The sequence below is a fragment of the Pseudomonas citronellolis genome, assembly GCF_900112375.1.
GTDB classification, from domain to species: domain Bacteria; phylum Pseudomonadota; class Gammaproteobacteria; order Pseudomonadales; family Pseudomonadaceae; genus Pseudomonas; species Pseudomonas citronellolis.
The window spans coordinates 58,412-83,335 of the sequence record NZ_FOLS01000020.1; the positions used below are offsets into that span (position 1 = coordinate 58,412).

At 68.2% G+C, this 24,924-nt stretch carries 24 protein-coding genes; 6 read left to right on the plus strand and 18 right to left on the minus strand.

What is annotated here, in order from left to right; genetic code table 11:
* Positions 1-88: 88 nt before the first annotated feature.
* From BM060_RS19095 to BM060_RS19120, 6 genes are all read left to right on the plus strand, one after another.
* On the plus strand, positions 89-1,045 hold the full coding sequence (locus BM060_RS19095) for an AraC-like ligand-binding domain-containing protein (RefSeq protein WP_074981938.1): 957 nt from the start codon (positions 89-91) through the stop codon (positions 1,043-1,045).
* Positions 1,046-1,127: 82 nt separating this feature from the next.
* Positions 1,128-1,280: an alternative ribosome rescue factor ArfA gene (arfA, locus tag BM060_RS19100; RefSeq protein ID WP_043313745.1), complete on the plus strand. Its 153-nt coding sequence runs from the start codon at positions 1,128-1,130 to the stop codon at positions 1,278-1,280.
* A 180-nt stretch (positions 1,281-1,460) separates the two neighbouring features.
* Positions 1,461-2,795, plus strand: coding sequence for a purine-cytosine permease family protein (locus BM060_RS19105; protein ID WP_074981941.1), 1,335 nt, complete (start codon positions 1,461-1,463; stop codon positions 2,793-2,795).
* Positions 2,796-2,857: 62 nt separating this feature from the next.
* On the plus strand, positions 2,858-4,027 hold the full coding sequence (locus BM060_RS19110; protein ID WP_074981943.1) for a putative porin: 1,170 nt from the start codon (positions 2,858-2,860) through the stop codon (positions 4,025-4,027).
* 134 nt (positions 4,028-4,161) lie between these two features.
* Entirely contained in the window at positions 4,162-4,452 is a 291-nt protein-coding gene (locus BM060_RS19115; RefSeq protein ID WP_074981945.1) for a hypothetical protein, read from the plus strand.
* A gap of 104 nt (positions 4,453-4,556) precedes the next feature.
* Positions 4,557-5,837, plus strand: coding sequence for a lytic murein transglycosylase (locus BM060_RS19120; protein WP_074981948.1), 1,281 nt, complete (start codon positions 4,557-4,559; stop codon positions 5,835-5,837).
* A gap of 43 nt (positions 5,838-5,880) precedes the next feature.
* Here BM060_RS19120 and BM060_RS19125 read toward each other — a convergent pair whose 3' ends face one another.
* The 18 genes from BM060_RS19125 to BM060_RS19210 all read right to left on the minus strand — a co-directional run bounded on the left by BM060_RS19125 (position 5,881) and on the right by BM060_RS19210 (position 24,720).
* Entirely contained in the window at positions 5,881-6,906 is a 1,026-nt protein-coding gene (locus BM060_RS19125; protein ID WP_083426796.1) for a fimbrial protein, read from the minus strand.
* 243 nt (positions 6,907-7,149) lie between these two features.
* Positions 7,150-8,136: a fimbrial protein gene (locus BM060_RS19130; RefSeq protein WP_074981952.1), complete on the minus strand. Its 987-nt coding sequence runs from the start codon at positions 8,134-8,136 to the stop codon at positions 7,150-7,152.
* An 8-nt stretch (positions 8,137-8,144) separates the two neighbouring features.
* Positions 8,145-9,143, minus strand: coding sequence for a fimbrial protein (locus BM060_RS19135; RefSeq protein ID WP_074981954.1), 999 nt, complete (start codon positions 9,141-9,143; stop codon positions 8,145-8,147).
* 33 nt (positions 9,144-9,176) lie between these two features.
* The gene (locus BM060_RS19140) at positions 9,177-11,726 is read right to left on the minus strand and encodes a fimbria/pilus outer membrane usher protein (protein ID WP_074982088.1); all 2,550 of its coding nucleotides are present in this window, start codon (positions 11,724-11,726) and stop codon (positions 9,177-9,179) included.
* 5 nt (positions 11,727-11,731) lie between these two features.
* Positions 11,732-12,463, minus strand: a complete 732-nt coding sequence (locus tag BM060_RS19145; RefSeq protein WP_064987593.1) for a fimbrial biogenesis chaperone — start codon at positions 12,461-12,463, stop codon at positions 11,732-11,734.
* 49 nt (positions 12,464-12,512) lie between these two features.
* Complete coding sequence (locus BM060_RS19150) at positions 12,513-13,052, minus strand: fimbrial protein (protein WP_074981956.1); 540 nt, start codon at positions 13,050-13,052, stop codon at positions 12,513-12,515.
* 394 nt (positions 13,053-13,446) lie between these two features.
* Positions 13,447-14,430, minus strand: coding sequence for a lipoyl synthase (lipA, locus tag BM060_RS19155; RefSeq protein ID WP_074981957.1), 984 nt, complete (start codon positions 14,428-14,430; stop codon positions 13,447-13,449).
* Positions 14,427-15,089, minus strand: a complete 663-nt coding sequence (gene lipB, locus BM060_RS19160) for a lipoyl(octanoyl) transferase LipB (RefSeq protein WP_074981959.1) — start codon at positions 15,087-15,089, stop codon at positions 14,427-14,429. The genes lipA and lipB overlap by 4 nt, the downstream gene beginning before the upstream one ends.
* The gene (locus BM060_RS19165; RefSeq protein WP_074981961.1) at positions 15,089-15,379 is read right to left on the minus strand and encodes a DUF493 domain-containing protein; all 291 of its coding nucleotides are present in this window, start codon (positions 15,377-15,379) and stop codon (positions 15,089-15,091) included. The genes lipB and BM060_RS19165 overlap by 1 nt, the downstream gene beginning before the upstream one ends.
* Positions 15,380-15,575: 196 nt before the next feature.
* Positions 15,576-16,736: a D-alanyl-D-alanine carboxypeptidase family protein gene (locus BM060_RS19170; protein WP_074981963.1), complete on the minus strand. Its 1,161-nt coding sequence runs from the start codon at positions 16,734-16,736 to the stop codon at positions 15,576-15,578.
* Positions 16,737-16,825: 89 nt separating this feature from the next.
* Positions 16,826-17,857, minus strand: coding sequence for a septal ring lytic transglycosylase RlpA family protein (locus BM060_RS19175; protein WP_074981965.1), 1,032 nt, complete (start codon positions 17,855-17,857; stop codon positions 16,826-16,828).
* On the minus strand, positions 17,854-18,876 hold the full coding sequence (gene mltB / locus BM060_RS19180) for a lytic murein transglycosylase B (RefSeq protein WP_135499979.1): 1,023 nt from the start codon (positions 18,874-18,876) through the stop codon (positions 17,854-17,856). Before mltB ends, BM060_RS19175 begins: the two co-directional genes overlap by 4 nt.
* Before the next feature lie 21 nt (positions 18,877-18,897).
* Complete coding sequence (rodA, locus tag BM060_RS19185; RefSeq protein ID WP_099049098.1) at positions 18,898-20,001, minus strand: rod shape-determining protein RodA; 1,104 nt, start codon at positions 19,999-20,001, stop codon at positions 18,898-18,900.
* 50 nt (positions 20,002-20,051) lie between these two features.
* The gene (gene mrdA, locus BM060_RS19190) at positions 20,052-21,938 is read right to left on the minus strand and encodes a penicillin-binding protein 2 (protein ID WP_074981971.1); all 1,887 of its coding nucleotides are present in this window, start codon (positions 21,936-21,938) and stop codon (positions 20,052-20,054) included.
* A 15-nt stretch (positions 21,939-21,953) separates the two neighbouring features.
* The gene (gene rlmH / locus BM060_RS19195) at positions 21,954-22,421 is read right to left on the minus strand and encodes a 23S rRNA (pseudouridine(1915)-N(3))-methyltransferase RlmH (RefSeq protein WP_009617293.1); all 468 of its coding nucleotides are present in this window, start codon (positions 22,419-22,421) and stop codon (positions 21,954-21,956) included.
* 6 nt (positions 22,422-22,427) lie between these two features.
* A complete protein-coding gene (rsfS, locus tag BM060_RS19200) occupies positions 22,428-22,781 on the minus strand; it encodes a ribosome silencing factor (RefSeq protein WP_009617292.1) in 354 nt (117 codons plus the stop codon).
* Positions 22,782-22,792: 11 nt separating this feature from the next.
* Positions 22,793-23,455, minus strand: coding sequence for a nicotinate-nucleotide adenylyltransferase (gene nadD, locus BM060_RS19205; RefSeq protein ID WP_074981974.1), 663 nt, complete (start codon positions 23,453-23,455; stop codon positions 22,793-22,795).
* Complete coding sequence (locus tag BM060_RS19210; protein WP_074981979.1) at positions 23,455-24,720, minus strand: glutamate-5-semialdehyde dehydrogenase; 1,266 nt, start codon at positions 24,718-24,720, stop codon at positions 23,455-23,457. Before BM060_RS19210 ends, nadD begins: the two co-directional genes overlap by 1 nt.
* Positions 24,721-24,924: the final 204 nt, after the last annotated feature.

Consider the following 24,924-nt stretch of genomic DNA (forward strand, 5'->3'; position numbering starts at 1 on the left):
TCCCGCGGAGGTCCGGCGCCCCTGCGCCTGGCAAGGCACAAGAGCTGCATGGATATTCCACCCCGAATACGCTGCAACCGCCGCCGCCATGACCAAGCAAGCCTGCTTCGACACCACCGATATCGCCAGCGAGCGGCGCCAGAACTACTGGAAGCGCTGCGTCAGCGACACCTATTTCCCGCTGGAACTGGACTACATGGCGGGCGAGCGCTTCCAAGGCCGGCTGGAGCTGTTCAGCCTGGGCGACCTGAGCCTGTCCTACCTCGACTCCTCGCCCCTGCGCTACCGTCGCCAGAACCACCATCTCGGCCAGAGCGAGGACGAGTCGTTTCTGCTCTCCCTGCCCTTGCGCAGCTGTTTCGAATTTACCCAGCGCGGCCGCCGTACCGTTTGCCAGCCCGGCAGCTTCGTGCTGGAACGCAGCGGCGAACCCTACGAATTCCTCTACGCCCAGAGCAACGCCCTGTGGGTGCTGAAACTGCCCGAACGCACCCTGCGCCGCCACGTCGCCACGCCCGACCAGCGTTGCGCGCTGAATTTCGACGCCACCCGCGGCGCCGGCGCGCTGTTCGCCGACTACCTGGCCCTCAGCGCGCGCCGCCTGGGCGAGCTCGAACCCGGCGACGGGCAACGCCTGAGCCGCCAACTGCTCGAACTGCTGGGCATGGCCCTGGAGCGCCAGCACCCCGGCGAAAGCCAGTCCAGCGCCGTCGCCGCGGCCCACCTGCGCCGCGTCGAGCAGCACATCCACCGCCACCTCGACGACAGCGCCCTGAACCCCGCCGGCATCGCCCAGGCCTGCGGCATTTCGGTGCGCTACCTGCACCGGCTGTTCCAGGGCAGCGGCCGCAGCGTGCAGGAATGGGTCCGCGAACTGCGCCTGCAGGCCTGCCACGATGCCCTGCTGGCCATGCCGCCACCGCCGTCCATCGGCGAGCTGGCCTACCGCTGGGGCTTCGCCGACCAGGCCCACTTCAACCGCGCCTTCAAGGCCCGCTACGGCATCGCGCCCGGCGAGCTGCGCAGGGCTGCGCGGGTCAACTGACCTGCGGCCTGGACATCCCCGGAGAAAGCGCCGATGATGCTGTCGCCCGCAATGGGCGGGCGTTCATCCCGAGGAGAAGACCATGGCGAAGAAAGCCAAGCGGCCGAACAAGGCCAAGTCCCTGGTAGCCCAACCGCTGTTCCGCAGCCGCCAGGAAAAACCGCAGAAAGGCAAAGGCAGCTACCGCCGCGAAGCCTCCCACAACTGGGAGGCTTCGTTCTTTCTGGCAGCCTGAAAATCCCCGCGAAAGCCCCCTCCCGCAACCGCCCGCACCATCCCCCTCCCAGCGATCCCCCCGCCCTGAACCCGCTTGCGCTGGCCGACAAAACTTCCTGCGCTGTCGGCAAATACCCGGCGAAGCCGTTCCCCTAATGTCGTGCGACCGCTCATTTCAACAACAACAAAGGGGACGGTCATGGCAGGAGCAATCTCGAATTCGGCTTCATCCACGGAACTCGCCGCGGGAGTGATTCCCGAGGCCCAGCGGCTCGGCCGCGGCTCGCTGACGATGGCCTGGTGGGGCATCTGCAGCGCGATGTTCTACCTGGTGGTCGCCGCGGCGCTGGCAATGGGCTACGGCACCCTCAACGCACTCATCGGCCTGTTGCTATCGGTGCTCAGCTACGGGGCGATCAACGCGGTCATCAGCCGCTATGCCATCGCCAGCGGGCTGTCGGTGGCGCTGTTCTCCCAGGTGCTGTTCGGCAAGGCCGGCGCGGCCCTGGCCACGCTGATCTTCTGCGCCACGGCGGTCTACTACAGCGTGTTCGAGGGCTCGGTGATGGCCGTGGCGCTGCAGCACAGCTTTCCCGCGTTGGGCACGCACGCCTCGGCGCTGGTGGTAGTGGTCTACAGCGTGCTGATGATCTTCGGCAACGCCATGCGCCGGCTGGACAAGCTCAACGGCCTGCTGCTGCCGCTCTACCTCATCGGCCTGTTCGCCCTGGTCGGCATGAGCATCGCCGAATACGGCTACTCCACTGCCTGGCTGGAGCTGGCACCGCCCGGCGGCCCGGTGGCGCACGGCTGGTGGAACTGCTTCACCTACTTCATGGGCGTCTGGGTGCTGATGATGTACACCTGGGACTACGCCCGCTACGGCCGCCCAGAGGATAGCGACTACCACGCGCGGGTGAACTTCGGCATCCCGTTCTACATGGTCACCTTCCTGCTCAACGGCGCGGTCGGCATCTTCCTCGCCGCGACCATCCCCAGCGACGGCGGCCTGAGCGAGGTCTCGGTGGTGCTGGCGATCCTCAAGCTGATGGGGCTGGGCGGCCTGCTGTTCGTCTGGATCACCCAGACGCGCATCAACACCGGCAACTTCTTCCTCGCCGCGACCAACATGCAGGCCTTCTTCGGACGCCTGGGCCTGCGCCGGGTGCCCTACGCGGCCTGGGCGCTGCTGACCGGGGCGCTGGTCTACCTGCTGATGCTGCTGGACGTCTTCGGCTACATCCTCCAGGCGCTGTCCTACCAGAGCATCTTCATCGTTTCCTGGGTGGCGATCGCCCTCGCGGAAATACGCAGGACACGCAGCCAGCCGGGCCGCCATCCCGCGCAACTGCCCGCCTTCAACGCCCGCGGCCTGCTGACCTGGTTCGTCTCCGCCGCAGTGGGCATCGCCCTGCTCGGCCACGCCGAGCTGTCCACCTTCTCCGCGCCGGCTTCCTTCTGCCTGGCCTTCCTCGGCTACCTGTGGGCGCCCTCCCTCGCCCGCCGCCCGCTCGCTGAAAGCGATATCGGCTGACCCCGAGCGGCCCGGCGCCGCTCGCTCCCGACAACAAGAACCGACAAACACTGGAGCACTCCATGCTGCACCTGCATCTGCGGCTCATCGCCTGCCTTTTGCCGCTGGCCCTGCTGGCCACCGGCGCCCACGCGGTATCCATCACCGACGATCTCGACCTCGGCGGCGCCCTGCGCGGCCGCCTGGACTACGACCCGGACCGGGATATCTCCAAGTTCAGCTTCGACACCTTCTTCCTCACCGCCGACTACCACTCCGACACCTGGATAGCCGCGGCCAAGTACCGCTTCTACGGCGACGCCTATCCCTATGAATACACCGACCGGGTCGGCGACATCGCCTTCGCCGAGTACGCCTGGGTCGGCTACAAATTCTCCGCGCAGCGCCAGGTGCAGGTCGGCCAGACGCCCATCCCCTTCGGCCTGCTGCCGTATTTCGGCAGCACCTTCTTCGAAACCCTGGGCAACGTGATCGGCCTGGAAGACACCCAGGACATCGGCGTGAAATACCTGCAGAACAGCGCCGGCTGGGACCTGCAGGCCGCCTACTACCCCATCCCGGCGGAACAGGGGCGCGGCACCAGCCGCGGCGGGCGCACCTACGGCACCAGCGTGGCGACGGCCGACGACTACGTGGTCGACGGCAGCGACAACCATGAACGCAACATCCTGGTCGGCCGGCTGGCCCGCAAGTTCGAAGGCGGCGGCTGGAACTCGGAGATCGGCGCCTCCGTCCTGGGCTCGACCCTGGACAACCGGGACACCGACGACAACGGCAGCCGCTATGCCTTCGCCCTGCACTACAGCGGCAAGCGCGGCCCCTGGGGCATACAGGCCCAGGCCACGCGCCAGCAGATGAATGCGAAGAACCCGGGCAGCGACAGGCTGGTCAGCTTCGGCAGCTTCGACGGCACCTTCAACGTCGCGGCCAAGGGCAACCTCTACGTCGCCGACCTCAGCTACGACATCCCCGGCCGCTACGGCTGGCTCTCCGGCATCAAGGTCTATGGCAACTACAGCCTGTTCGACAAGGACGAAAGCGCCTTCAGCGACTCCCAGCGCCTGATCCTCGGCAGCTCCTTCAGCCTCGGCCCGCTGTGGATAGCCCTGGAATGGCTGCACGGCAGGAACGATCCGTACATCGGCGGCAGCGACTACACCCAGAGCCTGGGCGTCGGCGGCACCGGCCACTGGGAAAACCAGCTGTACAGCAACATCGGCTACTACTTCTGAGGCCCGGCCCACGCGCCGGGGGAGCGCGGAGGCTTCCCCGCCGCGAAGGGATCCTGAGCCCGAGGCCAAGATCGATGGAACTCCGGCCCACCGTGCGCCCTCCATGGAATAGGCACAACACCCGGAGAAGCACGATGAACACCAGGACACTCGCCGCCGGCCTGGTGCTGGCCCTGCTGCCCATGGCCGGCTCGGCCTGGGCCTTCTGTTCCGACCAGCAGGCCCTGGCCAAGGGCCGCCAGGTCGCGGACAAGGTCGCCGCCATCACCCAGCGCGACCCGGAAACCGCCAAGCGCCTCAACGCCCAGCTCGCCGCCATGAAGAAGAGCCGTTCCAGCAAGGAGCGCCCGGACGACTGCGCGGCCTACGACCAGATGCTCAAGGAGCTGGACCAGAGCGCCACCAAGGCCAAGCCCGCCCCCTGAACCTGCAACAACAACCTGTCATCGCGGCGCCCGGCCCGGCGGCAGACGCTCCGGCGTCCGCGTGCTAAGGTGGCCGCTGCCTGAAGAACCCGCCGAGGAGCGCAATGCGCACACCCGCTTCACCCTTCCGTCTGTTTCCCCTCTGCCTGACCCTTCTCAGTGCCTGCGTGCTCTCCGCCTGCGCCGACGCGCCGGCGGCGAATTCGCAGCCGTCCACGGCCAGCGTGCTGCTCGACGCCGATGGCCAGCCGTTGCCGTCCATCAGCTTCGAGACCTGGCGCGAGGGCTTCCGCCAGCAGGCCCTGGCCGCCGGCATCAGCGCGCAGACCTTCGACCAGGCCTTCGCCGGCCTGGAGCCCGACCCGGCGGTGGTCACCGCCGACCGCAGCCAGCCGGAGTTCACCCGGCCGGTGTGGGAATACCTGGCCGGCGCCGTGTCGCCGGCGCGCATCCGCAATGGCCAGGGCAAGCTGACGCAGAACGCCGCCGTGCTGCAGCGCATCGACAGCCGCTACGCGGTGGATGCCGAGGCCGTGGTGGCGATCTGGGGCATGGAAAGCAACTTCGGCAACAACATGGGCGAGCGCAGCGTGATCCGCTCCCTGGCCACCCTGGCCTACGAAGGGCGCCGCCCGGAGTACGCCCACGGCCAGTTGCTGAGCGCCCTGCGGATCATCCAGCACGGCGACGTGCCGGCCAGCGCCATGGTCGGCTCCTGGGCCGGCGCCATGGGCCAGACGCAGTTCATCCCCACCACCTACGACCAGTACGCGGTGGACTTCGACGGCGACGGTCGCCGCGACATCTGGCGCTCGGCCGACGACGCCCTCGCCTCCACCGCCAACTACCTCCAGGCCTCCGGCTGGAAGCCCGGCCAGAGCTGGGGTTTCGAGGTGCGCCTGGCCCAGGGCTTCGACTACGCCCAGGCCGACATGAGCATCCGCAAGCCGATCAGCGAATGGCTGCGCCTGGGCGTGCAACCGGTGGGCGGGCGCCTGCCGGGCAACCCCCAGGCCACGGCCTCGCTGTTGCTGCCGGCCGGCTACCGCGGGCCGGCGTTCCTGGTGCTGGACAACTTCCGCGCCATCCTCAGGTACAACAATTCCACCAACTACGCCCTGGCCGTCGGGCTGCTGTCGGACAGCTTCAAGGGCCTGGGCCGCATCGAGGCCGGCTGGCCGGTGGAAGACCGCCCGCTCAGCCGCAGCGAGCGCATCGCCCTGCAGCAGGGCCTGGCCGCCCGCGGCTACCAGCCGGGCAACCCGGACGGCATCATCGGCGCCAACACCCGCACGGCCATCCGCGCCTACCAGCAGAGCCAGGGCCTGCCGGCCGACGGCTACCCCACCCCGGCGCTGCTGGCACGCCTGCAGCAAGGCGACTGAAAGGTCCCGTGCGGGCCGGCAATGCCGGCCCGCACCGACCGTCTCATTCGTAGAACAGCGTGAACATCGCCGAAGCCCGCACCGCGCCGCCGCTGATGCGGTTGGAAGTCTTGTAGTACCTGGCCACCAACGGGATCGACAGCGGCAGGTTGGAGCCCGAGACGTTCGCCTGGGTCAGGCGGGTGGACAGCGGCAGCACCGTGGAACTGGACGTGTCGCCCTGGAACAGCTGGATACCGACGCCCGCCGCGTAGTCTGCACCCTTCGCATTGTCGATGACGTTGGCGACGGTCGCAGCGTTCAGCGGATCGATCCTGTAACTGACCTTCATGCTGCCGCTGCACAGCAGGCCGATATTGAACGGGGCGGCCTTGCTGTCGTCGGCCATCACTCCGATGCTCGGCGGGAAGTCGGTGACCGTCACCTGGGGCATCCGCACGCGCACGTCGGTGCCCGAGGTGATCTGGCAGGCGGGCGAACTGACGATGGTCTGCCCCGACAGGGTCAGCCGGGAGACCTCGATGGCGTTGTAGAACACCTGTGACAGGCCACCGATCCGTATCACTCCGGGGCTGACGTCGCCGGTCTTCACCAGATACACGATGAAGTGCGTGAAAGGATCGTAGGTGCCGGCCCGGTAGCTCCAGTTCAGCGCCGAGACTTCCGACCAGGTGCGGTTGTCGGTCACCCCGAGCGGAAACGGATCGGACGCGCAGGAAGACTGGCCCACGTTGCACCAGAACACCGCGATGCCGATACCGGGAACGTTCGTGGCATGGACCGCAGGATTGCTGGTGGGCTGGCCGATGTCGCTGGTCAGGCGGCCGCTGATGCGTCCCGCCGAACAGCGGTTGAGCATGCCGGTGGCCCCCCATTTCCAACCCGAACGCCAGAGCACCGCGCCTACCGGTTTATCCCGCGGAACCGACAGCGTGGCAGGTAGAGGCCAATCGACTTTGCCGGGGCCGGCATACCCCGAGCCACCGTTGCTCCAGGAACAGTCGGCCTGGGCCAGCGCCGACGACAGCAGCGCCAGGCCCGAGGCGATCGACAACCCCAGGGATTTCATGAGCAATGACAAGGATCCGACACGCAAGCATTTCCGTGACACTTTTCGTTCTCCATCCAGTGGCAGACGAACGGCGCCCGGAACCTCCGCACACGACTCCCCCGCTCCGTGGCAATATGCCCCGGCTCGGCGGCAGGCGCCTGCCGGGTCGGACCATGATCGTGGGGCCGCCGCCCTGGCTCAACGGCCCGTCCGCGCAAATGCAAACGGGTTCCGCCGCCAGGGCTCAGGATGTCGAATGCGTCACTCGTAGATCATGCTGAAGGTCGCAGCGGTGTTGAGGGCGCCGGGCGTGACCCGCGCGCCGGTCTGGTAGTAGCGGGCGAACAGCGAGATACGCTGCGCGCCGCCCTGGGTCCAGCCCTCGAACACCGTCATCCGCAGCGGCAGCACCACGCTCTTGCCGCCAAGCTCGCGGAACAGCTGGATACCGACGTTGCGCGCCAGGCCGTCGCCCTGCCGGTTGGCCAGGACGTCGGGGAAGTTGCTGGGGTACAGCGGATCGATGCGGTAGCTCAGGCGGATGTCCGGATCGCACTCCATGCGCAGGTCGAAGGGCCGCCCCAGCCAGGGGTCGGGCAACACGCCGCCCTCCTGGAAGGCATCCACCGGGACCGTCGGCAGGCGTATGGTCTGGGTGCTGCTGGCGGGGTCGAGCCGGCAGCCCCGGGCGGTCACCTTCAAGCGCCCGTGGATGCTCAGCTCGCCGACGTCCAGGTTGTCGTAGCGCACCGTCGCGGTGCCGAGGAAGTCGTGCACGCCCGAGGCGATCGGCCCGGTCTTGACCAGCAGCACCAGCCAGTTGTTCTCCGGATCGTAGTCCCAGGGCCCGACCTCCCAGTTCAGGCTGGTCACCGGCGGCGAGGGCTCGCAGCTGTTGCCCCGGTTGCACCAGTACACGGCGATGCCCACGCCCGGCACGTTGGTGGAATGCACGCCGCCGTTGTACCAGCCCGGCACCTCGAGCAGCGGGCCGATGTGTCCCGCCACCCGCCCAGACACCCTGCCCGAGGCGTTGCAGGAGATGCGCACGCCGGTGGCGCTCCGCCAGGCGCTGGAATACAGCATCCGGCCTGGCGCCAGGTCCTGGGGGAAGTCCAGGTCCGCCGGTAGCTCGACGTTGTAGACGGACTTCATATAGCCCGGCTTGAAACTGCATTTCGCCCAGGCCGCCGGTGCGGCGAGGCACAGCAGCAGGCACAGGGCACAACCCAGGGTTCTGTTGAACATGGGAGGCCTCACTCGTAGGTCAGGGTCAGCGTGGCCGAAGTGGTCACCAGCCCCGAGGTGACCTTCGGGGTGATCTGGTAGTACCTGGCCAACAGCGGGATGCGCACCAGGCCGGCCGCGGTCGAGGGGGTGTGCAGCAGCTTGGTCATGATGGGCAGCGGTTGCGCGTCCTCGCCATCGCCGTGGAACAGCTGGATGCCGACGTTCCTGGCCATGTGCGGCCCCTCGCGGTTGGCCATGACGCCCACCGCCGCGGCCGACAGCGACAGCGGGTCGACCCGGTAGCTGAGGCGGATGCCGGCGTCGCACTGCAGGTTGATGTCGAAGCGCTTCTGCCAGGGCTCCGGCAATACCCCCGGGCCCTGGAAGGCATCCAGGGGCGCGGTGGGCATCTGCACCACCAGGTTGGGCGTGTCCAGCCGGCAGGTCGGCGCGCTGGTGCTCAGCGCGCCGTGGACGCTGAGCGTGGCGACGTCCAGGTCGAGGTAGCGCACCGTCGCCGTGCCGCTGAAGCCGTGCAGCCCGGCCTGGAGCGGCCCGGTCTTCACCAGCCGCACCCACCAGTTGTTCCTGGGCGCATAGGTATCGGCAGGCACTCGCCAGTCCAGCTTCTGTACCAGCGACACGCTCCGGTTCGGCGCGGGAGGGTTGCCGCACTCGGAATCGTAGTTGCACCAGAACACCTGGATGCCCACGCCCGGAATCTCGGTGTCCAGCACCTCGCCACTGCCGAAGCCGGGAATGCCCTGCAGCGGCGCACCGAAGCCGCCGCCCAGCAGGCCCTGGGCGTGGCCGCTGCTGTCGCAGCGGATGGTCACGCCGGTCGCGCGCTGCCAGCCGCTGTCGAACAGCGCGGTGCCGACCGGCACGTCCCGCGGAACGGCCAGGACGTTATCGATGGGCACGCTGAAGACCGAGGTCATGTAGCCTGGCACGAAGGCACAGGAGGCCCAGGCCGAAGGTGCGGCGAACAGCAGCAGGCAGAGCGGCAGGGTTGTTCTCAGCATGGGGACTCTCCGTGGGCGCCGGGCGCCCACCTGTCAGTTGGCGGATCGGCGGCAGAGCGCCTCGAGGCGGAAGAACGGCTGGCCTTCGGCCTTCGTTTCCGGCAGTTGGTAGGCGGCCCCGCACTGGCGGTCGGGGCTGGTTCCCCAGCGCACCAGCAGTTCGCCCTGCGCCTGCTCGGCGCGCAGGAACACGCGGCTGCCCTGCCCCACCAGGGTCAGGCTGGTGCCCTCGGCATCCAGCACCTCGGCGCCCACCGGCAGCTTGCCGCCGTCCTCGTCCCGCAGCGTCAGCAGCAGCGGCTGGCCGTTGCGCGTCGGGTACTTGAGCAGGGCCACCGAGCCGAAGCGCGGGGCCACCGTCTGCTCGGTCAGTTGCAGTTCGACGTCCTCGCCCAGGCCCTTGGGGTCCAGCCCCACGCGATTGCGCCGGTAGGGGGTGAGGCCGCTGGTGAAGGCGAAGCCGTTGCCGGCGACCTGCGCGCCGGTGCTGTTGACCAGGCCGGCGCCGCTGGCGCCGCGGGCCTCGACCAGTACCTTGGTCTCGCCCTGGTCGGGGCTGAAGTTGATGCCGCCGGCATGGGCCAGCAGGCTGCCGGACAGACCCACGCCCAGTTGCCGGTAGCCGTCGCCATCGCTGACGCTGGCCGACAGCGAGGCGGCCGAGGCGCGATACTGGGCGTTGGCGCCGCTGCTGGTGCTGCTGCCGCCGTCGTTGCGGCTGCGCGATGCATAGACGCCGTAGCTGAAGGCGCTGCGCTCGCCGAGGGAGCCGGACAGGCCGAGCTGGGCATCGCTGGCGCCGTTGTCGGTGCGGCTGTAGGAACTGCTCAGGTAGGGCGAGCTGGGCGCGCGGCCCAGGGGCAGCGACAGGCTGAGCATGTACTGGTTCTGGCTCTGCCCGGACTGCGAACGGGTGCGGCTGGCCGACAGGTTCAGGCTGCCCCAGCGCCAGCCGTTGCTGTAGCCGGCCTGGTAGCTGAGGTCGCTGCCGGCGTCGACGTTCCAGTAGTTCTGCGCCGAGCCGCTGAGGTAGAAGCTGCCCCAGCCGTCCGCCAGGGGCTGGCTGATGTTGGCCTGCAGGCGGTTGCGCTGGCGGAAGCGCCCGGTGCCGCCGGAGCCGTCGCTCAGTTCGGCGAACTCGCCCAGCCCCAGGTAGCCTTCGCTGGAAAAGCGGTAGGCGGCGACCGCGAAGTTGGTGCGCGTCGACTCCACCAGCTTGCTGTAGCTCAGCCGGTAGCTCTCCCCGCTGGCATCGCCGCCCAGGCCGTGGACGGGGTCCAGGCCGGAGGCGCTGGAGCGGGTGACGTCGAAGGCGAAGGCGCCCACCGGCGTACTCAGCGCTACCCCGCCCTGCAGCGCCAGGTAGTTCTCGGCGACGATGCCGCCGGTATAGCCGGTCCACAGGTTCGACAGGCCGCGCTGGTAGGTGCCCTGGAGGAACTTAGGCGCGTCGTCCAGGCGCTCGTCGCGGTACTCGCCGGCGCTGAGGCTGTAGCGCGACACGCCCGGGCGCAGCAGTTGCGCCACGCTGGCGAAGGGCACGGTGAAGCGCCGTTCGCGGCCGTCGGCCTCGGTCACGGTGACTTCCAGGTCGCCGGCATAGCCGGTGCCGTAGAGCTCGTCGATGATGAAGGGGCCGGGCGCCACCGTGGTTTCGTAGAGGATGTTGCCGCCCTGGCGCACCGTGACCTTGGCGTTGGTCTCGGCGGTGCCGCGGATGGCCGGGGCGAAGCCGCGCTGCGAGTCGGGCAGCATGCGCTCGTCCGAGGCCAGCTGGACACCGGTGAAGGGCACGCTGTCGAACAGGTCGGCGGGGGTGTAGTACTCGCCCAGGGTCAGCTGCGACTTCAGCGCGGTGATGTCGCGCTGGGCGTAGCTGCTGATGGCGTCGTACTCGGAAACGCCGTCGGAGCGGCTATAGCTGCCGTTGTGGCGCAGGCGCCAGTCGCCGAGGTTCACCCCGCTGTTGAGCCCGGCGTAGTACTGGCTGGAACTGCTGCCGCCGACGTCGCTGTGGTAGGCGTTGGCGTTGTAGTCGACGAAGGCCGCGGTGATGCCGCGGTCCCAGTCGCGCGGGTCGACGTGGTCGGCGCGGGTGCGGCACAGGTAGGCCTGGGGAATGCTCAGCTCCAGGCGCATGTCGGCCAGGTCGGGCGTAACCCGGCTATCCGGGATCAGGCGCTGGAGGTCGATGCACGCCGGGTCGGCGGCCTGCAGCGCCTCGCGGGCCTCGGCCGGCAGGCGGTCGATGGCCAGCCCCAGCAGCGGCAGTTGCTCGCGCGCCCAGCACACGCGGGCGTCCTCGCGCACCTCGACGCGCTGCCGCCCCTGCCAGTTGTCGTTGAGGTACAGGTCCAGCGTGTAGCTGCCGGGCTGCACCGGGCTGCCCTGCTCGAAGCGCGTCAGGTCGACCGTCTGGCCCGGCGCGTTGCGCAGGAAGTCGGTGTCGAAGCGCACCGGCTGGTCGTCCGCCCAGCCGGCGAGGCTCGGCAGGCCGGCCAGGGCGGCGGCGAGCGAGCCCAGGGCGGCGGTGGTCCTGCGCCGCCCGCTCCAGCGCCGGATGAAGCCTGTGCAGGAGCCCATGCCGGTCACGGCAGCTTGACCTTGTCGTCGGTGGCGACGCCGTAGTCGCTCATCCAGCTGTACTCCAGGGTGCCGCCGGCGGCCTTCAGGGTGGCGGGCAGGGCGAAGTCCTCGTGGGAGAACGGCTTGAGCATGCCCGGGCCGAGATCGTGGCCGCGCCCGCCCTGCTTCAGCCCCAGGCTGGCGTAGGACACGTGGTAAGGCGTGGGATTTTCCCCGCGCAGTACGCGCTTGCCCGCCTGCTCCAGCACCTGCCAGCGCACCTTGCGCACCGCCTCCGCGGCGCTGCCGGGCAGGCCCGAGGGGCGGTAGAAGAGCTTCAGCCGCGAACGCACGGCGATCTGCATGTAGCTGCGCTCGCTGGCGTCCGGCAGCGGCGGGATCTCCAGGGCGTTGAACCAGAACAGCGACTCGCGGTCGTCCGGCAGCGTCTCGCCGCTGAAGGCCACGCGCACCGACTGGCCCTTGGCGGGGTCGAGGCGGAAGATCGGCGGGGTGATGACGAAGGGCGCGTCGGCATCCTGGGGTTGCGTCTGGATGTCGCCTTCGTCGACCCAGATCTGCATCAGCGCCGGGACCTTGCCGTCGTTGCTCAGGCGGACGGTGATTTCCCGCTCGCCGGCGGGGTAGACCAGGCGGGTACCCTGGACGGTGACGGCGGCCCAGGCGGAAGTGCTCAGGCACGCGGCAAAGGCGAGCCCTGCCGTCATTGCGACAGCACGAATCAGCATGCTCATGGAAACCTCGGTGGATGCCCCGGGAGTCGCCTCCCGGGGGAAGCGGGACTTACTGGTAGCTCATGGTGTACTGCAGGTTGGTCTTCAGTACGCCAGGGGTGGTGGTGGCACTGCTCGCGGCATACTTGGCGACGAACCCCAGCGTGGCCTCGCCACCAACGGCCTGCGCCTGGTAGCCACCGGAGCTGGAGATGTCGTTCAGGTCGATCTTGGTGGTGCCGTCGGCGCGGAACAGGGCGATCTGCGCATTGGTGCCGCCGTTCGCGGAAGGGATGGTGTTGTTCAGGTTGCCGGTGGCGGGGTCGACGTTGCCGCCGCTGGCGAACACCGCGGCGACCATGGCATCGGCCTCGCAGTTGGTCGCCTTGAGGGTGAAGGTCTGCGAGCCGGCGACCGTGCCGGCGCCCTGCAGCAGGTCGGCGTTCACCGGCTGCAGGGTGACGAGCTGGCTGGCGCTGGAGGGCTCGAGGGTGCAGGTCTTGGCGTTGACCAGGCCCTCGAAGGTCAGGGTACCGTCGGCAGCCGTTGCCGCGCCGGACAAGCCGGCCACGGAAAGACACGCCAGGGCGGCGATTAGCTTCTTGCTCATTTGTTCGAACTCCAGGTCGATACGGCGTCAGGCAGCGCTTGGCTGGCACTGACTCGTTGGTTGTCAGGGCGTCTTCAAAGGCCCGGACAAATGGTCGAACAAACTCGGAAATGAATTAAGGTAAGGGAACCCCCAAAAAACGTAGGAAACGCCCTATACGCCCAATCGAACTTTTCCCCTATACAGTCAGGGAAAGGCGCCTTCAGCCCCACTTATTTCCTGGCAATGTGCCACCATCCCCGTAAGCCATATCTGTGACCGGCCGCACAGAGGCCCGGAGCAAGCGCGGTCCGTGGGTATGGCGCGGAGGGGAAAGAGAGGTGCCGCAGGGAGGGGAAAATTCGCAGGATGAACGGCCGGCCCCTTGCGGGCCGGCCGGGGTATCGGGCGCCGGTCAGCCGATCTTGCCGCCGTGGGCCTGCTGGTCGGCGTGGTACGAGGAGCGCACCAGCGGGCCGGAAGCGACGTTCTTGAAGCCCATCTTCGCGCCTTCCTCGGCGAACCAGGCGAAGGTGTCCGGATGGACGAAGCGCTGCACCGGCAGGTGGTTGCGCGAGGGCTGCAGGTACTGGCCGAGGGTGAGCATGTCGATCTCGTGCTCGCGCATGCGCTGCATGACCTCGATGACCTCGTCGTCGGTCTCGCCCAGGCCGAGCATCAGGCCGGACTTGGTCGGCACGTGGGGCACCAGTTGCTTGAACTTCTGCAGCAGGTCCAGCGACCACTCGAAGTCCGAACCCGGGCGCGAGGACTTGTACAGCCGCGGCACGGTTTCCAGGTTGTGGTTGAACACGTCCGGCGGCTCGGCGGCGGTGATTTCCAGGGCGATGTCCATGCGTCCGCGGTAGTCCGGGACCAGGGTTTCCAACTGGATGCCGGGGGACAGCTTGCGGATCTCGCGCAGGCAGTCGGCGAAGTGCTGGGCGCCGCCGTCGCGCAGGTCGTCGCGGTCCACCGAGGTGATCACCACGTACTTCAGGCGCAGGTCGGCGATGGCGATGGCCAGGTTGGTCGGCTCGTCCACGTCCAGCGGCTTCGGCCGGCCGTGGCCGACGTCGCAGAACGGGCAGCGGCGGGTGCAGATGTCGCCCATGATCATGAAGGTGGCGGTGCCGCCGGAGAAGCACTCGCCCAGGTTCGGGCAGGAGGCCTCTTCGCACACGCTGTGCAGCTTGTGCTTGCGCAGCAGCTGCTTGATGCGGTCCACCTCGGGCGAGACCGGGATGCGCACGCGGATCCAGTCGGGTTTCTTCGGCAGTTCCTCGGTGGGGATGATCTTCACCGGAATGCGCGCCACCTTCTCGGCGCCGCGCAGTTTCACGCCGACTTCCACCTTGCCCGGCTTGCCTTGGCCCGGGGTCTCCACAACAGTGCTCATCTCAGTTCGATCCCGCCCGTTAGGGTCTTCTGTTCAGCGTAGCCAAGACGCTCGGTGAGTTCGCCGCGCAGGCGTTCGCGCACCTCGGCCAGGGTGATGGGGCCGGCCAGCTCGCGCAGCTGGGTCATGGCCATGCCTGCGTAGCCGCAGGGATTGATACGACGGAAAGGCTCCAGGTCCATGTCGACGTTCAGCGCCAGGCCATGGAAGGAACGGCCATTGCGGATGCGCAGGCCGAGGGAGGCGATCTTCGCGCCGTCCACGTAGACGCCTGGGGCGTCGGGTTTGGACACGGCGCTGACGCCGAAACTGTCGAGCAGGCCGATCAGGCTCTGTTCGATGCGCGTGACCAGCTCGCGCACGCCCAGGTGCGAGCGGCGCACGTCGAGCAGCAGGTAGGCCACCAGTTGGCCGGGGCCGTGGTAGGTCACCTGGCCGCCGCGGTCCACCTTGACCACCGGGATGTCGCCGGGCATCAGCACGTGTTCGGCCTTGCCGGCCTGGCCCTGGGTGAATACCCGCTGGTGCTCCAGCAGCCAGACTTCGTCGGGCGTGCCCTCGTCGCGCTCGGCGGTGAAGCGCTGCATGGCGTGCCAGGTCGGCTCGTAGGGCAGCACGCCGAGTTCGCGGAAGCCCAGGGAAGGACCGGCCTCGGGCATCACAGCACCATGTGCACGCGGCCGCTGGCGCGCAGGTCGCTATGGATGTTCTGCAGCTGGTCGACGCCGGTGGCGGTGATCAGCACCTGCACCGAGAGGAAGCGCCCGTTGCGGCTGTCGCGGGTCACCAGGGTGGTGACGTCCAGGTCCGGCGCGTGGCGCTGGATGATCTCCACGACCAGGTCGGCGAAGCCGTCGCCGGCGTCACCGATCACCTTGATCGGGTAGCGTTCGCAGGGGAACTCGATCTTGGGCGCGGGAGGAGTGCTGGTATCAGTGGTTTCAGTCATGGCTGTCGCGGGCGGGTAGCCCGCCTCCGTACGAAGCTCCCTGGTCGGGAGGTTCCGGATGGATCGGACCTGACGGCTGCCGACGCCACGGGGGAGGTCGATCAGGCGCAGGCGCGCATTTTACCTGAGTCGGGCGCGCGCATGCGTAGAAATTCCCGGGCTTGTATACAAAAGTACGAGCCCGGGGGACCGTCGGTCAGTTGAACAGGCCGTAGAAGAACAGGCGGATGCTATCCCACAGGCGGCGGAAGATACCACCCTCCTCCACGGCGTTCAGGGCCACCAGATCGGAGGTGCGCACGACCTTGTCGCCCAGCTTCACTTCCACCTTGCCGATCACCTGGCCCTGCTGGATCGGGGCCATCAGCTGCGGCTGCAGCACCATGTTGGCCTGCAGCTGCTTGAGCTGGCCGCGCGGCACGGTCATGGTCAGGTCTTCGGACAGGCCGGCCTTGACCTCGTGCTCGGAGCCCTTCCAGACCAGGGCCTTGGTCAGCTCGGCACCCTTCTTGTAGAAGGTCTGCGATTCGAAGAAGCGGAAGCCGTAGGTCAGCAGCTTCTGCGTCTCGGCGGCGCGGGCCTGCTCGCTGTTGGTGCCGAACACCACGGCGATCATGCGCTGGCCGTCACGCACGGCGGAGGCCACCAGGCAGTAGCCGGCTTCCTCGGTGTGGCCGGTCTTCAGGCCGTCGACGGTCTTGTCGCGCCACAGCAGCAGGTTGCGGTTGGGCTGCTTGATGTTGTTCCAGAGGAATTCCTTCTGGGCGTAGATGGCGTAGTGGGTCGGCTCGCCGTAGATGATGGCGCGGGCCAGGGTCGCCATGTCGCGGGCCGAGGAGTAGTGCTCCGGGTTCGGCAGGCCGGTGGCGTCCATGAAGTGGGAGTTGCTCATGCCCAGCTTCTGCGCGGTGTTGTTCATCATGTCGGCGAAGGCGTCCTCGCTGCCGGCGATGTGCTCGGCGAGGGCGACGGAGGCGTCGTTGCCCGACTGGATGATGATGCCGTGCAGCAGGTCGCTGACCGATACCTGCGAGCCCAGCTTGATGAACATGCGCGAGCCGCCGGTGCGCCAGGCGTGCTCGCTGACGGTGACCTGGTCGCTCTCGGCGATGCGCCCGCCCTCGATCTCCTTGGTGGCGATGTAGGCGGTCATCAGCTTGGTCAGGCTGGCCGGGGGCAGGCGCTCGTCGGCGTTGTTCTCCACCAGGACCTGGCCGCTGGCGCCATCCATCAGCACCCAGGCCTTGGCTGCCAGCTGCGGCGCGGCGGGGACAACGGATTCAGCCGCCCAGCCGGCCACGGGGGCGCTGAGCAACACGAGCATGGACAGGCGTTTGGCGATGGTGATGATGTTCATCCGTCTCTCTGGGTTCACTAATGGTCAAACAATCCCTTGGGGGAATTCCCGGGCGGCCTCTGGCGTGCCGCTTCATCGGTGCGCCGCGTTCAGTCCGGGCGCACCAGCTTGGGTTGGCCGAGGTTGGCCAGGCGGATGCTGTCCTGCATCCGCGCCGCTTCATCCTGCGTTCCGATCGGCCCCAGGCGTACCCGGTGCAGGGTCTGCTTGTTGACCACGACCGAGCTGATAAAGACCTGGGCCGAGGTCATGCCGCTGATCTTGTCCCTGAGCAGTTCCGCAGCGTCCGGGTTGGCGAAGGCACCCACCTGGAGATACAGGCCAGCGGCTGGTAATGAAGCGTTTTTTTTTGAGTCGACCTGCACCGGCGCCACGGGCGCGGCGTGCTGCGCCGGCGGCGGGGTGTAGACCTCGATCGGCTGGGCCATGGCCACCGCCTGGGGCTGTGCGCCGGCCGCCGGGGCGCTCTGCACCGGCGCCATCTTCGGCTGCGCCAGGACCATCGGCACCGGGCGCCCCTGGGCGGCCCACCAGCGCTGCGGGTCGATGCCCTCGACCTTGACCCGCGCGGTGCCGGTCTCGGCATAGCCGAGCTTCTTGGCCGCGGCGAAGGACAGGTCGATGACGCGGTCGGAATAGAACGGGCCGCGGTCGTTGACGCGGACGATGACGCTCTTGCCATTGTCCAGGTTGGTCACCCGCACGTAGCTGGGCAGCGGCAGCGTCTTGTGCGCCGCGGTCATGCCGTAGAGGTCGTACATCTCGCCGTTGGCGGTGGCCTGGCCGTGGAACTTGGTGCCGTACCAGGACGCCGTGCCGGTCACGCTGTAGGCGCGCGCGTCGTTCAGCGGGTAGTAGGTCTTGCCCAGCACGGTGTAGGGGTTGTTCTTGAACGGGCCGTTGTGCGGCATCGGCACGGCATCGGGGATGCGCGACACGTCGACGTCCCACCAGGGGGCGCCGTCGCGGTGCGGCCGGTTGTAGTCCATCGGCCCGGAAAGGCCGCCGCTCTGGGCCGGTTGCGGAGCCCGGGAGCTGGTGCAGCTGGCGAGCAGCACGGCGCTCAGGCCGAAGCACGCCGCCGCCGACCAGAAGCCCGGTCGCTTCAGTCGCTGGTTCACTGGACACCTCGCGCCCGGACGATCTCGCCGGCCAGCTGATGGACCGCCATGGCGTACATGGCGCTGCGGTTGTAGCGGGTGATCACGTAGAAGTTGGGCAGCCCGACCCAGTATTCGGGGCCGTCGGCGCCTTCGAAGCGGATGGCGGTGACCTTGAGGTCGTCGCGCAGCACGTCATGGGTACGCCAGCCCGCGGCGCGCAGCTGGCCGAGGCTCATCTGCGGCTCCAGGCCCTGGGTGATGGCGTCCTGGGCGCTGTCCATGCTCAGCTCGGCCTGCGACACCACCGGCTCGCCGGCCTGCCAGCCATGCTGCTTGAAGTAGCTGGCGACGCTGCCGATGGCATCGGTCGGGTCGGTCCAGATGTTGATGTGGCCGTCGCCGTCGAAGTCCACGGCGTAGGCGCGGAAGCTGCTGGGCATGAACTGCGGCAGGCCCATGGCGCCGGCGTAGGAGCCGTTCAGGCCGAGCGGGTCGACCTGCTGCTCGCGGGCCAGCAGGAGGAACTGCTTGAGTTCCTTGCGGAAGAAGTCGGCGCGCGGCGGGTAGTCGAAGGCCAGGGTGGACAGCGCGTCCATCACCCGGTAGTTGCCGGTGTTGCGGCCGAAGAAGGTCTCGACGCCGATGATCGCCACTATGTACTGGGCCGGCACGCCGTAGTCCTTCTCCGCGCGGGCCAGGGCCTCGGCGTTCTGGCTCCAGAACTCCACGCCGCGCTTGATGCGCGCGTCGGTGAGGAAGATCGGCCGGTAGTCCTTCCACGGCTTGACGCGCTCGGCGGGCCGGGAAATGGCGTCGAGGATCGACTGCTTGCGCTCGACGTCCTGGAACAGCGAAAGCAGCTGCTCGTCGGCGAAGCCGTAGTCGCGGGTCATCTCGCCGACGAACTGGGCGACCTGGGGCGAACCGTCGTAGTCGCCCGCCTGGGCAGCGCCGCCGAAGCCGATGGCCCCTGCCAGCCCCACCCAATGGACACCCCTGACTGCCCACTCGCGCAGTATCTGCATTCCTTTCTTCACTCTGGTCTCAACGTTTCTTCTTCAAACCTGGGCGATCCATTTCCGGTGCGTATGAATCGACATCAAAACCCCGAACCCTGACATCAGCGTCACCAGCGAAGTTCCGCCGTAGCTGATGAAGGGAAGCGGAACCCCCACGACCGGCAGCAACCCGCTGACCATACCAATGTTGACGAACACGTACACGAAGAAGGTCATGGTGATGCTGCCGGCCAGCAGCTTGCCATACAGCGTCTGCGCCTGCGCGGTGATCACCAGCCCGCGGTAGATCACCATCAGGTACAGGGCCAGCAACAGGCATACCCCCACCAGGCCGAACTCTTCGCCGAGCACGGCAATGATAAAGTCCGTATGGCTTTCCGGCAAAAAATCCAGGTGCGACTGGGTGCCCAGCAGCCAACCCTTGCCGAATACGCCGCCGGAACCGATGGCCGCTTTTGACTGGATGATGTTCCAGCCGGTGCCCAGCGGGTCGCTTTCCGGGTCGAGGAAGGTCAGCACGCGCTGCTTCTGGTAATCGTGCATGACGAAGAACCACATGGCCACCGCCACCGGCACCGCCGCGGTCACCGCGCCGAGGATCCAGCGCCACTGCAGGCCGCCGACGAACAGCACGAAGGCGCCGGAGGCCAGCACCAGCATGGCGGTGCCCAGGTCCGGCTGCTTGAGGATCAGCACGAAGGGCACGCCGATCAGCGCCAGGCTGATCGCCAGGTGCTTGAGATTCGGCGGCAGGTTGCGCTTGGACATGTACCAGGCCAGCGTCATGGGCATGAACAGCTTCATGAACTCGGCGGGCTGGAAGCGGATCACCCCGGGGATGTTGATCCAGCGCGTGGCGCCCATGGCGTTGTGGCCCATGACGTCCACCACCACCAGCAGCAGCACCCCGATCAGGTAGCCCAGCGGCACCCAGCGGGCCAGGAAGCGCGGCTCGATCTGGGCGATGACGAACATCATCACCAGGCCCAGGCCGAAGGACGAGGCCTGCTTGAGCAGCAGGTCCCAGCTCTTGCCGCTGGCCGAATAGAGGACGAACAGGCCGGCCGCGCCCAGCACCAGCAACAGCAGCAGCAGCAGGCCGTCGATGTGCAGGCGCTGCAGCAGGCTGGCGCGCCGCTTCATCACGTCCTCGTTGGACAGCGTGCGGTCGAAGTTGGGGTTCATGTTCATGCTCATGGCTTCGGCGCCTCCGCCACCTGTGGCGCGAATTCGGGCTTGAGCTTGCCGCTCTCGTCCAGCAACCAGGCATCCATCACCTGCTTGAGCACGGGCGCTGCGACGCCGGAGCCGGACTCGCCGTTCTCCACCATCACCGCCACCGCGATCTGCGGGTTGTCCGCCGGGGCGAAACCGATGAACAGCGCGTGGTCGCGGTTGCGCTCGTTGAGCTTGGAACGGTCGTAGCGCTCGTTCTGCTTGATCGCCACCACCTGCGCGGTACCGGACTTGCCGGCGATGCGGTAGACCGAGGCGGCGCCGACCTTGTGCGCGGTGCCGCGGGCATTGTGCACCACTTGCTGCATGTCGGAGTCAATCAGTTCCCAGTTGCCCGGCTCGCGCAGGTCGATGTCGGGCATCGGCTCGGGGTCGACCGGCGGCTGGCCGTCGACGGTCCTGGCCAGGTGCGGACGGAGCCACTTGCCGTGGTTGGCGATCAGCGCGGTCATCTGCGCCAGCTGCAGCGGCGTGGACTGCATGTAGCCCTGGCCGATGCCGAGGATCAGCGTCTCGCCGGGGAACCAGACCTGGCGGCGGGTGGCGCGCTTCCACTCGCGCGAGGGCATCAGCCCCGGCGACTCGCCGTACATGTCCAGGGACACGCGCTGGCCGAAGCCGAAGCGACTCATGTAGTCGTGCAGCCTGTCGATGCCGAGCTTGTGGGCGAGGTCGTAGAAGTAGGTGTCGTTGGAGCGCATGATCGCCGTCTCCAGGTTCACCCAGCCCTCGCCGGAACGGTTCCAGTTGCGGTACTTGTGGTCGTAGTTGGGCAACTGGTAGTAGCCGGGGTCGAAGACCCGCGAACCGGGGGTGACCACCCCGGCGTCGAGCCCGGCCAGGGCCACCGCCGGCTTCACCGTCGAGCCCGGCGGGTACAGGCCGCGCAGCACGCGGTTGTACAGTGGGCGGTCGATGGAGTCGCGCAGCGCCGAGTAGTCCTTGAAGCTGATGCCGGTGACGAACAGGTTGGGGTCGTAGCTCGGCTGGCTGACCATCGCCAGCACCTCGCCGGTGGCCGGCTGGATCGCCACGATGGCGCCGCGGCGCCCGCCCAGGGCCTCCTCGGCCTTGGCCTGCAGCTTGCTGTCGATGCTCAGGACGATGTCCTTGCCCGGCACCGGGTCGGTGCGCTTGAGCACGCGCAGCACGCGGCCGCGGGCGTTGGTCTCGACCTCCTCGTAACCCACGGTGCCGTGCAGCTCGGCCTCGTAGAACTTCTCCACGCCGGTCTTGCCGATGTGGTGGGTGCCGGAATAGTTGACCGGGTCGAGCACCTTCAGCTCGGCCTCGTTGATCCGCCCGACATAGCCCACCGAGTGGGCGAAGTGCTCGCCCAGCGGGTAGTGGCGGACGAACTGCGCGGTGACGTCGATGCCCGGCAGGCGGTACTGGTTCACGGCGATGCGGGCGATCTGCTCCTCGGACAGCTCGAACATGATCGGCACCGGCTCGAACGGCCGCCGGCCCTGCTTCATGCGCTTCTCGAAGATCGCCTTGTCCTCCTCGGTCAGGCCGAGGATCTCCACCAGCGCCTGCAACTCCTGCTGCAGGTTCTCGGTGCGCTCGCGGGTGACCGTGAGGCTGAAACTGGGGCGGTTGTCGGCGATCAGCACGCCGTTGCGGTCGTAGATCAGGCCGCGGTTCGGCGGGATCGGCTGGACGTGGACGCGGTTGTTCTCCGACAGCGTCGAGTGGTACTCGTACTGGGTGACCTGCAGGTGGTACATGCGCGCCACCAGCACCAGGGCCAGGAGGAAGATCGCCACCGCGCCGACGACGACCCGGCGACGCACCAGGCGGGCGTCCTTCTCGTGGTCCTTGAGTTGTATCGGCTGCGGCATCGGGTACGGCTACGACTACTTGTGGTAGGGGTGCCCGGACAGCACCGTCCAGGCGCGGTAGATCTGCTCGCCCACCAGGATGCGCACCAGCGGGTGCGGCAACGTCAGCGGCGACAGCGACCAGCGCTGCTCGCTGCGCGCACAGACCTCCGGCGCCAGCCCTTCCGGGCCGCCGACCATGAGGTTGACGGTGCGCGCGTCCAGGCGCCAGCGATCCAGTTCGGCGGCCAGCTGCGGGGTGCTCCAGGGCTTGCCTTCGACTTCCAGGGTCACCACCCGTTCACCGGGCTGCACCTTGGCCAGCATGGCTTCGCCCTCCTGGCGGATCAGCCGGGCCACGTCGGCGTTCTTGCCGCGCGTGTTCAGCGGAATCTCCACCAGTTCCAGGGACAGCTCCGAGGGCAGGCGCTTGACGTACTCCTGCCAGCCCTCCTCGACCCAGCGCGGCATGCGCGAGCCGACCGCGATCAGACGCAGGCGCAAGGGCGCTTACTCGCCGCTGTGGTGGGCGCGGCTCTGTTCGGCGCCGAGCCAGAGGCGCTCCAGGTCGTAGAACTGGCGGGTGGCCGGCTGCATGACGTGGACCACGACGTTGCCCAGGTCGATCAGCACCCATTCGCCGCCTTCCTGGCCTTCGCTGCCGATGGGCTTGACGCCCTGTTCCTTGACCTTCTCCAGGACGTTGTCGGCCAGCGACTTGACCTGGCGGCTGGAGGAGCCGGAGGCGATGACCATGACGTCGGTGATGCTGGTCTTGTCGCGCACGTCGAGGACGGTGATGTCCTGCGCTTTCATGTCTTCCAGAGCGGCGACGGCCAGCTCGACCAGTTGTTCGGTTTGCATTGAATGACTCTCTAGTTTGCCAGGGACGCGCGGTACAGCCCGTGCGCCTCGATGTAGTTCAATACCGCGTCCGGCACCAGGAAGCGCGGTGAGCGCCCCTGCGCCAGCAGGGCGCGGATCTGGGTGGCCGACACCGCCAGGGGCGTCTGCCAGATGAAAGTGACCTGCCCAGCCGGCCCGGCGAGGGCGTTGGGATCGGCCACGCTGCGCGCCGCCAGCAGGTCACGCAGGGCTTCCGGCGCTTCCACGTCGGCATCCGGGCGTTGCAGCACCAGCATGTGGCAGTGCCGCAGCAGTTCGTCCCAGCGGTGCCAGGTAGGCAGGCCGCAGAAGGCATCCCAGCCGACCATCAGGAACAGCTGCACCTCGCTCCCCAGCTCCGCGCGCAGCGATTCCAGGGTGTCGATGGTGTAGGACGGTTTGTCGCGGGCCAGCTCGCGGGCATCCACCGTCAGGGGCGCGACGCCGGCCACCGCCAGCTCGACCATGGCCAGGCGCTGCGGCGCCGAGACCTGCGGCGTCTCGCGGTGCGGCGGGCGCGCCGCCGGCAGCAGGCGCAGCTCGTCCAGGCCCAGCAGCTCGGCGGTTTCCAGCGCACTGCGCAGATGCCCGATGTGCACCGGATCGAAGGTGCCGCCGAAGAGGCCGATCCGCCGCGCTTGCCGTTTACTCATCAGGTGCGCACGTGCCCGTCGCCGAAGACCACGTACTTCTCGCTGGTCAGGCCTTCCAGGCCGACCGGGCCGCGGGCGTGCAGCTTGTCGGTGGAGATGCCGATCTCCGCCCCCAGGCCGTACTCGAAGCCGTCGGCGAAACGCGTCGAGGCATTGACCATGACCGAAGCCGAGTCCACCTCGGCGAGGAAGCGCCGGGCGTTGCTGAAGTTCTCGCTGACAATAGCGTCGGTGTGCTGCGAACCGTAGGTGTTGATGTGCTCGATGGCGCTGTCCAGGTCGTCGACGATGCGGATCGACAGGATCGGCGCGTTGTACTCGGTGCGCCAGTCTTCCTCGGTCGCCTCCAGCACGTCGCTGCCCAGCAGCGCGCGGGTGGCGGCGTCGCCGCGCAGCTCCACGCCCTTGTCGCGGTAGATGGCGGCCAGCGGCGGCAGCACGCGCGCGGCGATGGCCTTGTGCACCAGCAGGGTTTCCATGGTGTTGCACGGCGCGTAGCGCTGGGTCTTGGCGTTGTCGGCGATGCGGATGGCCTTGTCGAGGTCGGCCGACTCGTCGATGAACACGTGGCAGATGCCGTCCAGGTGCTTGATCACCGGCACCTTGGCCTCGCGGCTGATGCGCTCGATCAGGCCCTTGCCACCGCGCGGGACTATCACGTCGACGTACTCGGGCATGCTGATCAGCGCGCCCACGGCGGCGCGGTCGGTGGTCTCGACCACCTGCACGGCGCTCGCCGGCAGGCCGGCCGCGGCCAGGCCAGCCTGGATGCAGCGGGCGATGGCCTGGTTGGAATGGATGGCCTCGGAGCCACCGCGCAGGATGGTGGCGTTGCCCGATTTCAGGCACAGGCTGGCGGCGTCGATGGTCACGTTCGGCCGCGACTCGTAGATGATCCCGACCACGCCCAGGGGCACGCGCATCTTGCCGATCTGGATGCCCGAGGGCACGAAGCGCATGTCGCGGATCTCGCCGATGGGGTCCGGCAGCTTGGCCACCTGGCGCAGGCCCTCGATCATGTCGTCGATGCGCGCCGGGGTCAGCGCCAGGCGGTCGAGCATGGCTGGCTCCAGGCCATTGGCCCGGCCGGCGGCCAGGTCCTGCTCGTTGGCGTGGGCGAGCTGCTCGCGGGCAGCGTCCAGGGCATCGGCGGCGGCCAGCAGGGCGGCGTTCTTCTGCGCGGTGGAGGCCCGCGCGAGCACGCGCGAGGCTTCACGGGCGGCGCGGCCCAGGCGGCTCATATAGTCGAGGACGGACTCGGTCATGGTTCGTACGCGTCTGCGTGAGGGAAATGCGCGATTATAGCGACCCCGCCTGCGCCCGCCCAGCCACAGCAGCCAGCCGGTAGACAGGGCGTCCCACCGGCACGCCGGTAACGCCGCCCGGGCGCCGCGGGCCGCGCCCCGGCTGCGGAACGGTGACACCCGCAACAGCGCGTTGCGATTTCCCCCGCCCGAAGGTTGGGTAAA